Source organism: Sphingomonas sp. GW821-FHT10F11, assembly GCF_058809095.1.
The window spans coordinates 311,288-326,335 of the sequence record NZ_JBXASH010000003.1 but is presented as its reverse complement, the minus strand read 5'-3'; the positions used below and the strand labels follow the sequence as shown (position 1 = coordinate 326,335).

General features: G+C 65.6%; 12 protein-coding genes. 8 read left to right on the top strand and 4 right to left on the bottom strand.

Translation table 11 applies throughout. The features are described 5' to 3' along the window. Positions 1-67 precede the first annotated feature (67 nt). Complete coding sequence (locus tag AC1RT8_RS11920) at positions 68-247, bottom strand: hypothetical protein (protein WP_493075863.1); 180 nt, start codon at positions 245-247, stop codon at positions 68-70. Positions 248-674: 427 nt separating this feature from the next. On the opposite strand from AC1RT8_RS11920, the gene AC1RT8_RS11915 reads away from it, so the two are divergent. Continuing rightward, a complete protein-coding gene (locus AC1RT8_RS11915; RefSeq protein WP_493075862.1) occupies positions 675-1,379 on the top strand; it encodes an EF-hand domain-containing protein in 705 nt (234 codons plus the stop codon). 11 nt (positions 1,380-1,390) lie between these two features. Here the strand turns inward: AC1RT8_RS11915 and AC1RT8_RS11910 are convergent, their stop codons facing one another. After that, positions 1,391-2,125, bottom strand: a complete 735-nt coding sequence (locus AC1RT8_RS11910) for a response regulator (protein ID WP_493075861.1) — start codon at positions 2,123-2,125, stop codon at positions 1,391-1,393. Positions 2,126-2,238: 113 nt separating this feature from the next. Here AC1RT8_RS11910 and AC1RT8_RS11905 point away from each other — a divergent pair, with 113 nt between their 5' ends. From AC1RT8_RS11905 to AC1RT8_RS11875, 7 genes are all read left to right on the top strand, one after another. Next, entirely contained in the window at positions 2,239-2,640 is a 402-nt protein-coding gene (locus AC1RT8_RS11905; RefSeq protein ID WP_493075859.1) for a hypothetical protein, read from the top strand. Positions 2,641-2,934: 294 nt separating this feature from the next. Then, complete coding sequence (locus AC1RT8_RS11900) at positions 2,935-4,281, top strand: sensor histidine kinase (protein ID WP_493075858.1); 1,347 nt, start codon at positions 2,935-2,937, stop codon at positions 4,279-4,281. 104 nt (positions 4,282-4,385) lie between these two features. Continuing rightward, positions 4,386-5,123 carry a GntR family transcriptional regulator gene (locus AC1RT8_RS11895; protein ID WP_493075857.1) on the top strand — a complete coding sequence of 246 codons (738 nt, stop codon included), beginning with the start codon at positions 4,386-4,388 and terminating at the stop codon, positions 5,121-5,123. A gap of 36 nt (positions 5,124-5,159) precedes the next feature. Next, positions 5,160-7,544 (top strand): TonB-dependent receptor, encoded by a 2,385-nt coding sequence (locus tag AC1RT8_RS11890; RefSeq protein ID WP_493075856.1) that lies wholly within the window; start codon positions 5,160-5,162, stop codon positions 7,542-7,544. A gap of 7 nt (positions 7,545-7,551) precedes the next feature. Further along, positions 7,552-8,508 (top strand): fumarylacetoacetate hydrolase family protein, encoded by a 957-nt coding sequence (locus tag AC1RT8_RS11885; protein ID WP_493075855.1) that lies wholly within the window; start codon positions 7,552-7,554, stop codon positions 8,506-8,508. Beyond that, positions 8,505-9,293 carry a cyclase family protein gene (locus tag AC1RT8_RS11880; RefSeq protein WP_493075854.1) on the top strand — a complete coding sequence of 263 codons (789 nt, stop codon included), beginning with the start codon at positions 8,505-8,507 and terminating at the stop codon, positions 9,291-9,293. Before AC1RT8_RS11885 ends, AC1RT8_RS11880 begins: the two co-directional genes overlap by 4 nt. Then, entirely contained in the window at positions 9,290-10,486 is a 1,197-nt protein-coding gene (locus tag AC1RT8_RS11875; RefSeq protein WP_493075853.1) for an MFS transporter, read from the top strand. Before AC1RT8_RS11880 ends, AC1RT8_RS11875 begins: the two co-directional genes overlap by 4 nt. A gap of 36 nt (positions 10,487-10,522) precedes the next feature. On the opposite strand, the gene dgoD is transcribed toward AC1RT8_RS11875, so the two are convergent. Then, positions 10,523-11,695 (bottom strand): galactonate dehydratase, encoded by a 1,173-nt coding sequence (gene dgoD, locus AC1RT8_RS11870; protein WP_493075852.1) that lies wholly within the window; start codon positions 11,693-11,695, stop codon positions 10,523-10,525. 89 nt (positions 11,696-11,784) lie between these two features. Next, complete coding sequence (locus AC1RT8_RS11865; protein WP_493075851.1) at positions 11,785-14,982, bottom strand: TonB-dependent receptor; 3,198 nt, start codon at positions 14,980-14,982, stop codon at positions 11,785-11,787. Positions 14,983-15,048 lie beyond the last annotated feature (66 nt).

Below are 15,048 nucleotides of genomic sequence, written 5' to 3'. Positions count from 1 at the left end.
TTCCTGTCGGTGCGATGATCGATTCCCTGGCGATGATCAGGTCGCCGCAAGCCGGACCGGAAAGCCGTCAGGAAACGGCGGTCGGCCTGGCACCGGGCGCGAGCTTGTTTTCCCCGGGCTTTCCCTGATGCCCGGGATTCCCCTCGCCGCGCCCGTCGTCCGGGCGGGCGCTGTCATAACCGTCCGAGGCGCAGGCGCCGAGGAGCGCAGCACCGGCGACGGCAAGAAGGACGTGCGGTATCTTCATGGAACTACTCCTGGTTTCGTTGTGGATGGGTTGGGGGCTGCGCGGCAACGGGCGACACGGGCAGCGGTCCCGAATAGAGCCAGCGGTCGGTGACCGGCCATCGCACGATGGAGCAGCCGCAGTACCGGCAGGTCGAGCGAAGCGGATCCGCGCCCGTCGCGACCACCGGCCGCACCGGACGATGGCGGCCGGTAACGCAGCGCGCATGGGCTGCCGACCGGCCGACGCTTTTCCTGTCCGCTTTCATACCGGCCGCCTTGGCGACTGGATGCGGTTGCCAGATATTCGATTATTTCCTGCACATTTCGAAGACGGTTCGCCCGGCCCGGCACCCCGTCCGGCGATATCGGCTTTTCCGCCCCGGACATGAACCGACACACCGTGGAATAATCCACGCGCCACTGCCGAACCTCACGGAGGCAGATCGATGCGTAGACTATTCGTTCACCTGCTGGCGTCGTTTTGCCTCGCCGGCCTCATGGTCCCGGCCGCCCAGGCCTTCGCCCAGGGGCGCCAGGACAAGAAGGACAATGGGGAGAAGCGGGAAAGGGTGTTCATCAGCCCGATGGGCGAGCCCTTCCGCAACAACACCGAGGACGGGCCCGACGCGACATGGTTCGACGGTGCGGACCGGGATCGCGACCACCGCCTCAGCCTTGAGGAATTCGTCTCCGACGCCAGCCGCTTCTACGCCACGCTGGACGTGAACGCCGACGGCGAGATCGACCCGATCGAAATCACGCGGTACGAGGAAGACGTCGCACCCGAAATCCGCTCCGGAGATTCCGGCAAGGCCGAATCGCACTCCGAAGAAGGCCGGTCCGGAGGGTCCGAGGGCGATCATAGCGGCGGGAAGCCCGGGGAAGGCCCCAAGTCCGGCGGCCGGTCGCGCGATTCTGGCTCGACCGACGCGCCGGCGGCGCGCTCCGCGCCCTATTCGCCCCAGGGAGGCGCCGGCCGCTACTCGTATCTCAATATCCCCGAACCCGTCGCGGCCGCGGACAGGAACTGGAACCGTGGTATCAGTCCGGTAGAATTCGCGCTGACCGCCGAACAACGCTTCCGAATCCTGGACGCCGATAGGGACGGAGCGCTGACCCGAGGCGAGCTTCCGCGCATCGGGCGCCGCTAGCCGGTACGCCCCTACATCGGAACAGCGGCCGTCGAGACCTTCGCCGCGAGCATGTACCCCTCGTTCCGGACCGTTCGTATCAGGCTGTCGCCCGGCGCGTTGAGCTTGCGCCGCAGCCGACTTATCTGGATGTCGATCGCCCGGTCGAACGCGTCGGAATCCGCGCCGCGGGCGCCCTGCAGCAGTTCATCCCGGCTGAGAATGCGCCGTGGCTTTTCGACAAAGACCCGCAGCACCGCGAATTCGCCGTCGGTGAGGTGGACAAGCACGCCATCGCTGTCGAACAGTTCGTTCGAGTCGAGATCGACCCTCCAGCCCCGGAAGAACAGGATATTCCTGGGCGGCTCCGGGGACTGGTGGCGGCGCAACAAGGTGCGGACATGCGCGACGACTTCCCGCGGGCTGCACGGCTTGGGGAGATAATGGTCGGCACCGATTTCGAGCCCGACGATCCTGTCTCCCTCCTCGCCCAGGGCGCTCAGGATGATGACCGGCGGGCCGGCATTGGCCGCAAGACGGCGACATGCGGACAGCCCGTCCTCACCGGGCATCATAATGTCCAGGATGACCAGATCGACCGGGTTCGACGCGAGCATCCGGTCCATCTCGGCCACGTTCGTCGCCGTCAGGACACGATAGCCTCGCCGCTCCAGGCTCTCGCCGAGTCCGGTGCGGATCACGTCGTCGTCGTCGACGATCAACAAGGTGGCGCCCAAGGGCTCTGCCCTGACTTCGGTTTCCGTCATGTCCCTTAATCTCCCGCCCCGCCACGGGCGGACTTCTCGAGGAATGTATCGGCAAAGAGCGCTATGCCAGCCGACCTGTATATCGTGTGAAGCCGCCAGTGCCTCGCCATTGCATGCGCAAGATCCCTTGCTGCCTGCGGGCGACGCGCGACGTGAACGGCGTGGGGGATCGGATCGCGATCGCGCCTCGTCACGGGATCCTATCCCGTTGGACCGGATTCTGTCCGGAGAAGGAAGCGGAGGCGATGAAGATGGGCCGTGGAGAATCCGGCAGCGAGAAACAGCGCCTCCTCCCGGGGGAGGAGATTGCCGTCGCGGCCGCGGAGCGCCACGCAGGTGCGGCGCAACGCCTCGAGCCGGGGTCCGGACAACGGGCCGGGCCGGCGCAACCCAAGCATCCTGTTGACGAAACGCCGTACCGGATGCGGCTCGGCAGTGCTGGCGAGCCGGTCCCCGCGCGAAAGCTGGATGACGGCGTGTTCGAGCTCGTTGAAAAACGGTGTGCCGTCGCTTGACTTGACGGGGCTGACCAGAGCGCTTTTCGGTCGTGCCCGGGCCGCAGATGCCTGCCGGAGTTCCATATCTTATCCATTTGACGCCATGCCACCGTGGTGGACGCTGGTTGCGGACCCCTGCGGTTGTTCGTTCGCCCGCTTGCGTATCTGCAATATTTCCGGACTAGGCTTCGGCCGAAGTGCTGCGGAAACATTTGTATCGAAGAGGCGTGACGTCTGCCCGAGCGGCGATTTGTGCTTCTGGGCCGCAGACACGGGCGAGCGGTAGGAACCGACGCCGGAAGGGCAGTTTTTATGAAACGGATCATCTGGCAACGGCCGCCGCTTTTCCTGCGCATCTTTGTCGTGATCCTGGCTGCCGTGCTCGGTGCCCAGGTGCTCAACTTCGCGCTCGTGTTGATGGTGAGGCTGCCCGAGCCGCGCGTCTACCTGTTGACCGAAATCGCGAGCGCGCTGCGCTCGGGCACGAATTCCGAGACCCTGCAGGTAAGCGTGGAGGAGTCGGCCGGAAGCGGCGCGCTGGACGAACGCGACCGGCGCGTCGGCGACCTGCTCGCACGATATCTTGGAGCCGCGCCGGACCTGGTGCGCGTGCAGATCTCGCGTCCCCCGGGAATCGAGGAACGCCGCAAGATGGGTGGCCGGAAGATCTCGCTGATCGGCAAGCCGATGCATGCCGAGGAAGTGGCGGGCGTGCCGCACACCGACCTGATCGTGGGAAGCTTCCGGGCAGCCCAGCGCCTGCCCGGGGGGCAATGGCGCGTCGTGCGGCCCGCGTCGCGCGGCATCGAGCCGTGGCAATGGCAGGCGCTTCTTTGGCTGGCCGGCGCGGTGCTGCTCGTGGTGCCGATCGCCTGGCTGGTCGCGCGCCGTATCGCTGCCCCGGTCGATCTTTTCGCCAGCGCCGCCGAACGGCTTGGGCGCGATCCGAGCGCTCGCCCTCTCAGCCCGCGGGGTCCGCCCGAGATCGTCGCGGCGGCGGAGGCGTTCAACGCCATGCAGACACGGTTGCAACGCTATGTCGAGGATCGCACCACGATGGTTGCCGCGATCGCTCATGACCTCAGGACCCCTCTGATGCGCCTCAGCGTGCTTGTCGACGACGTCGCGCCAGGCACGCGGGCGGCGGCCAATGCGGAGATCCGCGAGATGCGCGCGCGCATCAACAGCATCCTGTCGTTCATCAAGGGCGTGAACAGCCCGGCGAAGCGCCAGCGGCTGAGTCTGCGTTCCTTGCTCGAGAGCGTCGTCAACGATCTGGCGGACAGGGGGGCGGATGTGACGCTTGAGGATGGTCCCGACGTGGCGATCGATGCCGACGTGGCGGGCGTGCGGGCGATGCTCGCCAACCTCGTCGAGAACGCGGTCCAATATGCCGGAAGCGCGCGCCTCAGCCTGGCACGCGACGCGGGACTGGCACGTATCATCGTCATCGACAGCGGCCCGGGTATTCCCGCGGCCCATGTCGATCGCGTTTTCGAGCCCTTCTATCGGATCGATGGGTCCCGCAGCCGCGACACGGGAGGGAGCGGCCTGGGCCTTGCAAGCGCCCGTGCCGTCGCCAGGGCACATGGCGGCGACATCACGCTGTCCAACCGCGACGAAGGCGGGCTGAAGGTATCGGTTTCCCTGCCCTGTTAGGATCCTGATCGCCTCCCCCACATCTGATCCGCCCCATCCGCAATGAAAAGGCTGAGCGCGAGCGCCTGCGCGACGCATTGATATGCCGACACATCGGCGCCGACATGAGTGCGGGAACAAAGATTTTCGAAAATCTTGACTCTTTTCGCGAATCGATCCAATTTGCGTTTATGGCAAAAGGTGATCCAGTCGAAAATTCCATCCGCCGGGATATCATGTGCGGCTCGCTGCCCCCTGCTTCGCGCCTGCGGATGGAGGATCTGAAGGCACGCTTCGACGTGGGCTTCTCGCCGATCCGGGAAGCATTGTCGCGGCTCGTCGGCGAGGGCCTTGTGGAACTCGAACCCAATCGGGGCTTCCGTGTGACGCCGCTGTCGCGCGACGACCTGGCGGATATCGCGATCACGCGGTGCGCGATCGAGAGCAGCGCGCTGCGTTTGTCGATCGAGCGCGGCGACGCCGATTGGGAGGCCCAGTTGCTTGCCGCGATGCATCTCTATCGCCGCCGCGCGGAAAGCGCGTTCGAAAGTGCTGACCAGCTGACGGCCTGGGAGGCCGCGCATGATGCATTGCACGCCGCCTTGATCGGTGCGTGCGGATCCACCCGTCTGCTTCAGTTGCAACGCCAGCTTCAGGACCAGCATCTACGCTACCGCCGGCTGATCGTGATCCCCCAGGTATCCGGCGACGCGCATATCGAAGAACATGAGCGGCTGGTGGCTCTGGCGCTGGACCGCAATGCCGATGCCGCGGTGGAGCAGATCCAGCGGCACATGATGATCACGGTCGATGCGTTGCAGGACGCGCGTTTCTGGGAGGAGGCCGGGCAACCGGCCGATTGATCGCCCGGTAACGACCGGGCGCTAGGGGAGAGGAAAATGAAGGTTCGTTTTGCGGCTTCGGTCGCCACGGCAGCGCTTTGCCTGATGCAAGGCATCGCCCATGCGCAGGATGCGGGAGCGTCGACCGCTGCGCCGACACCGAAGCAAGGGCAGTCCACCGATCAGGAAACCGTCGTGGCCGATATCGTCGTGACCGCGCAGCATCGCCGCGAGAGCGCACAGGATGTTCCCATCTCGGTTTCCGCGGTGAGCGGCGATACGCTGGTACGCAACAATGTCGCCTCACTGCAGGATCTGTCAGGCGCGATCCCGAGCCTGGTCGTCTCCAAGAGCGTCAGCTACGGCCTCGCGCCGATCTCGATCCGCGGCCTTGGCGGGCCGGCGGGCGGCGGCAGCCTGTTCACCGATCAGCCGGTCGCAGTCTATGTCGACGGCGTCTATGTGCCTGCGCTCGGCCAGTCGGTGTCCGACTTTCTCGACCTCGATTCGGTGCAGGTGCTGCGCGGACCGCAGGGTACGCTCTACGGCCGCAATTCGACCGCCGGCGCGATCCTGTTGACCAGCAAGCGTCCGACCATGACGTTGGGCGGCGAGGTCAATGCGAGCTGGGGCAGCTTCGACGAATTCAAGGCGTCGGGCGCGCTGAACGTGCCGCTGGTGAGCGACGTGCTCGCGCTGCGCGTCGCGGTCGGCCATAATGCGGGCGGCGATTGGGCGCGCAACAGCGTCGACGCCCGCCGCTTCGGTGGAGGCTCGAGCACCAGCGAACGCGTCTCGCTTCGCGTCACACCGGCCGGCGGCCCGACGATCGACCTGATCGTCGATCATTCCGAAGGCGACTCGCGCGCCGCCACGCTGCCGCTGTCGGCCGTGGCGCTGGCGCCTCGCGGGCCGGCGCTCGGCACCGTCTATGTCGGCGATCCCTATCTGCGCCGGACAGACTATGCAGCCGTGCTCGACGACCGGACGGTCCAGATCGTCGGGCCGCAATTTACCCGGACGCTCGCGACCGATGCGACCCTGTTGGTGGACTGGAAACTCGGCGGTATCACGCTCACGTCGATCAGCGGCTATCGCAAGTTCCAGGTACGCGGCGCCCAGGAAGTGACGCCGTTCGCCACACCGGCGGCCAGCACCAACACCAACACGACCGACCAGAAACAGGAAAGCTATTCGCAGGAACTGCGTCTGGCGTCGCCTGATAGCGGCCCGCTAAAATGGACGGTCGGCCTCTATTATTTCCATCAGAACACCGATGCATTCATCAACATCGTCAATCTGCAGGGTGGTCCGCCCGTCGCGACGGGCTTCGGCCCGACGGGCCCGATCTTTGCGGGGCGCCCGGCAGGCACGACCGCCCTGTTCCAGGCACAGCAAAAGGTCGATTCCTATGCAGCCTTCGCCGACATTACCTATGAGTTGACCGACCAGCTATCGGTGATCGGCGGCCTGCGGTACAGCCGAGACCGCAAGAACGCGACGATCGACAACAGCGTTCGCACGATCACCAACAGCGTGCTGGCCGGCCCAGTGCTGTCTTCGGGCACCTGCCCAAGCGCGACGCTGATCTGCGTGCGCAGTTACGACAATCTCTCGCCCCGTGCCGTGATCAACTTCAAGCCAGCCAAGGGCAATCTGCTCTACGCAAGCTTCTCCAGGGGGTTCAACGCCGGCGGGTTCAACAATTTCGGCAACACCGCAGTGCCGACCGACCCGACCAACCCGCTCGAGAACAGCTCGGAGAAGATCACGTCGTACGAGATCGGCTCTAAGAACGACTTTTTCGGTCGCGCGCTGCGCCTGAACCTGAGCGCCTTCCTGACCGACTATGACGACCTCCATATCCGCCAGGCGGTGCTCACTGGCGGCGTCGCCATCGTCAACGTGCCCAGGGCGCGCGTGAAGGGCATCGAGCTGGAGAGCGTGGTCGCACCGGTGAAGGGCCTGACGCTGACGCTCAACGGCACCTATCTCGATGCCCGGATCCGCGAAGGCACACTCGCCGCGCTGCCGTCCGGCACGGGAGTCATCGTCCTGGGGCAGAATGTGACGGTGGTGCCGCAAAATGTCGCAGGCAACCGCCTGACCCGCGCGCCCGAATGGCAGGGATATGCATCGCTCAACTACAGCGTGCGGGTGCCGTTCGGTTCGGTCAGCGCCACCGGCACCGTCCGGGCACAGTCCAAGAGCTATTTCCTCGAGACCAACCAGGATTCGAACCAATATGTCGGCGAAGCGTGGCGCGAGGTCGACCTGCGAATCGCGGTGGCCGGTCACGACAAGTCCTGGGAAGTCGCGTTCTATGGACGCAACGTCTTCGACAACCGGCATGTGTCCCAGATCGTACCCTTTACCGGCTTTCCCATCGCGACACTGAACACGCCGCGCAGCTGGGGTGTCGCCGGCTCCTTCAGGTTCTGAGCCGACCATGCGGCTGATGACATTCGAAACCCCGGCCGGACCCGAACTCGGTGCCCTCGACCCGACCGGGGCGATCATTCCCCTGTCGCGATCGGGGGCGCCGGTACTGGCCTCGATGCAGGCGTTGATCGAAGGCGGTGCACCAGCGCTTGCCGCGGCCGGCACGATCGTGGAGACGTCGCTCGACCGGATCGATCCGGGCTCGGTGCGCTGGCTGGCGCCGCTGCCCGTGCCGCCGCAGATTCGCGATTTCCTCGTCTTCGAGGAGCATATGCGCATGGCCGGCTGGCGCGGCGCGCAATTGCGCGCGCAATGGGGGGCGCCGCCCGCCCCCCCCGAACCAATGCCCATCCCGCCGATCTGGTTCGAGCAGCCGATCTACTACAAGGGCAATCGGTTCGCGGTCGCCGGCCCGGACAGCGTGGTGTGCTGGCCGCCCAATTCGACCGTCATCGATTATGAGCTGGAGATCGCCTGCGTGATCGGCACCGGCGGACGCGACATCCGGGCGGAGGACGCGCAGGCCCATATCTTCGGCTATACGATCTTCAACGACCTCACCGCACGGGACCTGCAGTTCCGCGAGATGCAGGGCCCGCTTGGCCCCGCCAAGGGCAAGGATTTCGACGGTGCCAACATCCTCGGGCCGGTGATCGTCACCGCTGACGAGATCGGCGATCTGGGCGTGCTGACAATGCGCGCGCGGGTCAATGGCGACATCTGGAGCGAGGGTAGGGTCGGGACGATGCACTGGTCGTTCGCCGACATCATCGCTCATGTCAGCGCTTCCGAGACGCTGCACCCGGGAGAAATCCTCGGCTCGGGAACGGTCGGCGGCGGCTGCGGCCTCGAACTCGGGCGTTTCCTGCAGCACGGCGATGTGATCGAACTGGAGATCGAGGGCATCGGCCGGATCGCCACGACGATCGACGCCCCTCATGTGCCCCGGGGAGCAAGACTATGAGCGACAGGATTTTCATCGACATCTCGATGCCGATCAGCAGCCGGGTGGTGACCGATCCACCGCCGATGCATCCGCAGATCCGCTATACGACGCACAAGGACGGCGTCGCCCAGATGCTGCCCTTCTTCCCCGGCCTGACCGCGGAAGATCTGCCCGACGGCGAGGCCTGGGCGGTCGAGGACATCAGCCTCACGACACACAGCGGCACGCATATGGATGCGCCATGGCATTATCACTCCACCACCGATGACGGTGCGAGCCCGGCACCCTCGATCGACGAGGCACCGCTCGATCTGTTCCTGCGCCCCGGCGTGAAGCTGGACTTCCGGCACCTGGCGGACGGCCATATCGTCGGCGCGGACGAGATCGAGGGCGAGCTCGCCCGTATCGGTCATGACCTCCAGCCCTTCGATATCGTCCTGGTCAATACCTCGGCAGCGGCAACCTATGGCCAGCCCGGCTATTTCGACCGCGGCTGCGGAATGGGTGCAGAGGCGACATTGTACCTTACCGGGCGCGGCGTACGGGTCGTCGGCACCGACGCCTGGTCCTGGGACGCGCCATTCTCCTTTACGGCCCGTCGCTTCGCCGAGACAGGGGATCCCCGGATCATCTGGGAGGGACACAAGGCCGGCCGTATCCGTCCCTATTATCAGATGGAGAAGCTCCAGAATCTGGAAGCGCTGCCGTCGACCGGCTTCACTATCGCCTGTTTTCCGATCAAGATCGAGCGCGCATCTGCGGGCTGGGTGCGTGCAGTCGCGATGCTCGACACCGCCGCATGAGCACCGCACGCGGCGAATTCGCCAATGGCTGGCGGGTACTGCTCGGCAGCCTGCTGGGCATCACAGGCGGTGTGAGCTCGCTCTATTTCTATTCGCTCGGCATTTTCCTGAAGCCGCTCGCCACCGAGTTTGGCTGGACTCGCGGCGAGGCGTCGCTCGGCGCGTTGGTCGGCACGGTCTGTACTGCCCTGATGGCGATTCCCATGGGACGGCTGGTCGATCGTCTCGGCAGCTTCGCGGTCGGGCTGGCGTCCATGCTCCTGCTCTCGGCGGGCTTCGCCGCGATGGCAGTCGGGGTCGCCGGGCTCCCCAGCTTCATCGCCCTCACCGCGATCGTGTCGCTGCTCACCGCCGGATCCAGCCCCCTGCCCTTTGCGCGCCTCGTCGTCGCCTCCTTCAGGCGCCACCGCGGCGTCGCACTCGGCATCGCCCTGACGGGCACCGGCGTGGGCGCGGTCGCCGTGCCGGCCCTGCTCGCCCCGCTGGTCGCACTGGATGGCTGGCGCACCGGCTATCTCGCTCTGTCCGCTGCCGTGCTGGCCCTGAGCGTGCCCGTCGCCCTGTTGCTGCGCGGCGCGCCGGCTGCCCGCGTTCGCGGGACCGTCGCCGCACCGTTCGGCGCGATCCTGCGCGATCCGGCCTTTGCCGGCATCGGCCTGCCGATCTTCCTCGCGTCGATCGCCGTGCTCGGCACGGTGGTCCATTTCGTGCCCATGCTGAGCGATGCCGGTCTCTCGCCAGCACGAGCCGGCGGCATCACGTCCCTGATCGGCGTCGCCGCGGTCATCGGCCGGCTGACCGCCGGCGCGGCGCTCGATCGACTGCCCGCGCCCGTCGTTGCCTCGGCGCTTTTTGCGGTCGCTGCGACGGGGATCCTGCTGCTGGCGGTCGGGGGTGCCCAAGTGGCCATCCCGGCCGCGCTGATCACCGGTCTGGCGGTGGGTGCGGAGGGCGATCTGATCGCCTTTCTGACCGCGCGCTATTTCGGCCGGGCGCAATACGGCCAGGCCTATGGCGCGCTTTATGCTCTTTTCCTGATCGGCGGCGCGATCGGTCCGGTGCTTCTGGGCGTGTTGTTCGACGTTAGCGGCGGTTACCGGGTTCCGTTCGCCCTTGCCGGCACGCTGCTGGCGGCTGCCGCGCTGCTCGCGCCAAGGCTGGCGCGCCTCGCGCCGGCGGCGGTCGAGCCCTGAGGCCTTCGCCATTCCACCTTGCCGGTGAGGGACACGTTACCAATCGACGATCGTGCCGTCGGCAAGGACTGCCTCACTGGCGTGGATCACCTCCTGCTCGAAAGGATGGGCGTCGCACACCGCTTCGTCGACTTCGATACCCAGGCCTGGCGCCTCGGGAAGCTGCCAATAGCCGTCCACCATGCGGATAGGGCCCCGCACGACGTCGTCGTACCAGGGTACCGCCCCTACCATTTCCTCCTGGATCACATGGTTTGGCGTGGAGATCGCAAAATGCAGGGCGGCGACCCCGGCGATCGGGCCCAGCGGATTGTGGGGGGCCACCCCGACAGATGCGGCCTCGGCCATGGCGGCGATCTTCTTGGCCTCGAGCAGGCCGCCGCAGTGACAGATATCGGGCTGGATGATGTCGACGGCGCGCAAACGAAGTAGATCATCGAATTCAGCCCGGTCGACGAGGCGCTCGCCCGTGGCGATCGGCACATGAGTCCGGGTGGCGAGCTGGGCGAGCGAGCGGTTCTCGCCCGGCGGGAGCGGCTCCTCGACGAACATGGGAAGGCCTGGGGCAAGCGCCTCGATATAGGCGAGCGCGGCGCCGATCGACGCCGGGCGGCCATGGAAATCGACCATGATCTCGACGTCGGGACCGACCGCCCCGCGCAGGCCCTCCATCATCCGGCCGACATGATCGACGGCGCGCCGGTCGACCCCGTAATGCGAATAGGGAATGAACACCGCCTTCAGCGCGCGATAGCCCTTCTCGACGACCGCGCGCCCGCGCTCGGCGATCGCGTCGACGCTGTCGGTCTCATACACCGCGCGCATGTCCCCCATGCCGAGATGGGTATAGACCTTGACCCGGTCCCGAACCTTGCCGCCGAGCAGCCGCCAGACGGGCAGGCCGAGCGATTTGCCGAAGATGTCCCATAAAGCGATCTCGATGCCGGAGATCGCCGATCGGCCGATGACGCCGAGCCGCCAGAAGCTGTGCTTGGTCATGATGCGGACGAGCTGTTCGATGTCGCGCGGATCGCGACCGACGATCAGCGGTTCGAGGTCGCGGACCGCGCCGTCGACGGCCCGGGTCTTCCATTCCAGCGTGGCTTCGCCCCAGCCGTAAAGCCCGTCCACATCGGTATCGACACGCACGAAGACCCAGTTCCGCATTTCCGCGTGCACGATCTTCGTTGTCACTCGGGTAATTCGCATGGATGCCCTTCGTCAGTTCTACGTCCAAAAAAGTGGCCTTCCCGCGAACGGGAAGGCCACAGGAGAGACCCGGGGGGTGAACCCGGGGGTCAGAAATTCCCGCGCAACATCACCGCGAACCGCCGGTCGGTGATGAAATAGGATCGTGGGGCGATCATGCCGCTCGCCGTGTATTGCTGTTCGGTCTGGGTCACCGTGTTGGTGAGATTGACGCCCTGGATGCCGATCTTGATCTGCTTCGTCAGATTATAGAATACCGACGCGTCGAGCTGCCCGGTACCCTTCTGATAAACCGGGAAATAGGGATAGATCTGGTCGACCGCGGTTTCGAGGAAACGCGAGCGCCAATTATACGCCACTCGAAGCGACACCGGCCCCTTTTCGTAGAAGCCCGTGAGGTTGATATTGTCGCGCGACAGCCCCTCGAAGGGCAGATTGCCGCGCCCGGTCGAGGGTTGCGCCGCCGGAGCGACCGACACGTTCGAGAGGAAGGCGTTGGGCAGCCCCTTGCTCACGACATGCGAGTAGGTGGCGCCGGCGCCGAACCCGCTGAGAATGCCCGGCAGGAAGTCGAACGCCTGCTGATAGGCGACCTCGAAGCCCTTGATCGTGCCGGTGCCGTTGAAGTTGGCCGGCGCGAGCAGGAAGGCGGTCTGGGTCACGCCATTGTTGGTGAAGCTTCGCTGGACGGTGCTCTGATAGAAGAAGCCGTCGATGTTCTTCTGGAAATAATCGACGCTGATCGACCCGACCTTCGCGAAGAACCACTCGGCACCGATATCCCATTGGCGCGACACCGCGGGCTTGAGGTACGGATTGCCCGCCGTCGCGGTCAGCGGCACCTCGCCAGGATTGACCGACATCGCGACATAGTTGCGCAGGAAGCCGAAGTCGGGCCGCTGGATCTGCTTCGACGCGGAGAAACGAAGCTGGAGATTGTCGGTCGGGTTGACGATCAGGTTCACGCTGGGCAGCCAATGGCCGATGCTGGTCTTCACCTCCGCCTGGGTCGAGGCCGAATTGCTGAAGGCAACGAGGCTGTTGTAGAATGGCTCGCCCCGCGCGCAGATCGGCGGCGGGGACGACCCGGTCTGGCAGATCTGGGCATAGCTGCCGCCGAGCGAGTTCGATGGGAACTGGATCGAGCCGGTGGCATGGTTCCTGGTATCGACATAGCGCAGGCCGATATTGCCGCGGACCTTCACCCCGCCGAAGATGGGTTCCTTGGAACCGAAGTCGAGGCGAAGATAGGCGGCCGTGGTGCTCTCGCCCGAGCTGTCGATCTCCCCGGGGAGATAGGGCGTGCCGGGCACCACGCCGGCGCGCTGACCGACCGGCGCCCAGCCGCCGGCGAACCCGCCGTTCGACTGCTGCCAGACCTTGTTGATGTTCTGGAAGAAGCTCGACGCGTCGGCATAATTGTCGAGCTGCTGATGGGCATAATACCAGCCCTGCGGGCCCGGCGTCTTGCCCTGGAAGAAATCGTCGAACTTGAAAAGCTCGGCCTGGCTCTGGCCTGCCTGGTTGAGATAGACGGCATCGCCTGTCCCATCCCAGACCTCGCTCACATAGCCCCAATTATAGGCGGTATAGCGCACGGTCTGCTCGCGGTCGGAATAGCGCACCCCGCCCTGGATCTTCTGGAGGAACGGGATGTCCTCGTCGATGTCGTAGCTGACATCGCCCTTGAAGGCCCATTCGTCCCCGTCGCTCTCGTCCATATGGTCCATCGCGGCGCGCCAGAAATAATTCGCCGGATCGGCGAAATACTGGCTGTCGTTCTGGCCGGCGATGCGCGCGTTGGGCGAAGCATTGTTCAGCGGCTTGTGCGGGATCGCCACCGGCAGCGAACCGGTCAGGTCGAGTTCCTCGTCGGCGAAGGTGTCGGTATAGGAGGTGAAATCGAACGCCCGGGAGCGCGACGTGACATATTGGCCGTCGAGCGAGAGCGACAGGCGCGGCGTCGGCTTCCATTTCCAGTTGAGCGAGAAATCGCTGGTCACGGTCCGCTCGAACCGGTCGCGACGCGACAGATTCTGCTGCATGCCGCCGGTCGGGCTCGGCGAATTGGGCTGGCCCGATGTCGCGCTGCGCCAGCCGGTGCCGGGTTGCGTGATATAGCCCTTCTGGAAGACGCCGTCCGCGTCATATTGATAATCGGCGAAACCCGGCGGGCAATTGGCCGATGAGTTGGCGCTCGGCAGGCATCCGGCCGGATAGGTATTATATTCCGAGAGGCCGCTTTCGGTTTCGAACGTATGCTCGGTCCAGGCCCGGGTCGCGAGGGTGCGCAGGAACTGGCCGGTCAGCTGCATCGTATGGTCCGGGCTCTCCCACTGTGCGGCCACCGCGGTGCCGTAGCGCTTGCGATCGGTATCCTGCGTGCGGAAGCTCGCGCCGATCGGGGCGAACGCGACATTCTTCCCGGGCAGCCGGTTGCGGAGCACGCCCGCTGGCGTGGTCAGCCCGTCGCGGGTCTGGAAATTGGTCGCCTGGATGCCATCCGAGCGGACCTTCAGGTCGGAATAGGAATAGTCGAGCAGCAGGCCGAAGGTGCCGATGCCCGTCTCCCAGGTATCGCTTACCAGTGCCGAGGCCACCGGCGACCATTTGTCGCGGAAGTCGCTATAGATCCCCTCGACGTCGAAGGCGGCATGGAAGCCCTTGCGATCAAGCGGCTTCAGCGTGTTCAGGTTGACGGTTCCGCCGAGCCCGCCCTCGACCATGTCGGCGGTCGGCTCCTTGTAGACCTCGATCGAACTCAGCAGCTCAGCGGGAAAATCCGCGAGATTGATCGTGCGGCCGAAGCCAGCCGTGAAACTGTCCCGGCCGTTGACCTGGGTCTGGATCTGGCTGAGGCCGCGGATCTGGACCGTGGTACCCTCGGCGGAGAAATGGTCGGGATCGTTGCCGCCCTGGAACTTGCTGATCGTGACGCCCGGAATGCGTTGAAGCGACTCAACGACCGACCGGTCCGGCAAGGCGCCGATATCCTGGGCCGTGACGGCATCGACAAAAGTGTCGGCGTTTTGCTTGATCGACTGCGCGGACTGGAGCGAGGCGCGGATACCGGTGACGATGATGTCCCCCGCGGTCGCATCGGCTTCGTTCTGGGCGGCGGTATCGAGGCCGGCCGGCGCACCCTGTCCGCCCGGGACAGGGGCGGTCTGATCGGCGACCTGCGCCTGAGCGCCGGTCGCTATCGACAGGGCGATGGCCGAGACCCCCGCCGCGAGTGTCCGCATCGTTCCCAGCCGCCGGAGAAACGCCTTGTCCAAAGCCTTCATTACCATCCCCTCTCCCTGCCCCCCTGTCGGGCCAATGTGCGGCAACTATGGTGCTCGCACTCGATT

Coding starts and splice junctions, on each gene's coding strand:
- AC1RT8_RS11920 (WP_493075863.1), bottom strand. CDS start 247: ATGAAGATACCGCACGTCCTTCTTGCCGTCGCCGGTGCTGCGCTCCTC.
- AC1RT8_RS11915 (WP_493075862.1), top strand. CDS start 675: ATGCGTAGACTATTCGTTCACCTGCTGGCGTCGTTTTGCCTCGCCGGC.
- AC1RT8_RS11910 (WP_493075861.1), bottom strand. CDS start 2,125: ATGACGGAAACCGAAGTCAGGGCAGAGCCCTTGGGCGCCACCTTGTTG.
- AC1RT8_RS11905 (WP_493075859.1), top strand. CDS start 2,239: ATGCGCAAGATCCCTTGCTGCCTGCGGGCGACGCGCGACGTGAACGGC.
- AC1RT8_RS11900 (WP_493075858.1), top strand. CDS start 2,935: ATGAAACGGATCATCTGGCAACGGCCGCCGCTTTTCCTGCGCATCTTT.
- AC1RT8_RS11895 (WP_493075857.1), top strand. CDS start 4,386: ATGAGTGCGGGAACAAAGATTTTCGAAAATCTTGACTCTTTTCGCGAA.
- AC1RT8_RS11890 (WP_493075856.1), top strand. CDS start 5,160: ATGAAGGTTCGTTTTGCGGCTTCGGTCGCCACGGCAGCGCTTTGCCTG.
- AC1RT8_RS11885 (WP_493075855.1), top strand. CDS start 7,552: ATGCGGCTGATGACATTCGAAACCCCGGCCGGACCCGAACTCGGTGCC.
- AC1RT8_RS11880 (WP_493075854.1), top strand. CDS start 8,505: ATGAGCGACAGGATTTTCATCGACATCTCGATGCCGATCAGCAGCCGG.
- AC1RT8_RS11875 (WP_493075853.1), top strand. CDS start 9,290: ATGAGCACCGCACGCGGCGAATTCGCCAATGGCTGGCGGGTACTGCTC.
- dgoD (WP_493075852.1), bottom strand. CDS start 11,695: ATGCGAATTACCCGAGTGACAACGAAGATCGTGCACGCGGAAATGCGG.
- AC1RT8_RS11865 (WP_493075851.1), bottom strand. CDS start 14,982: ATGAAGGCTTTGGACAAGGCGTTTCTCCGGCGGCTGGGAACGATGCGG.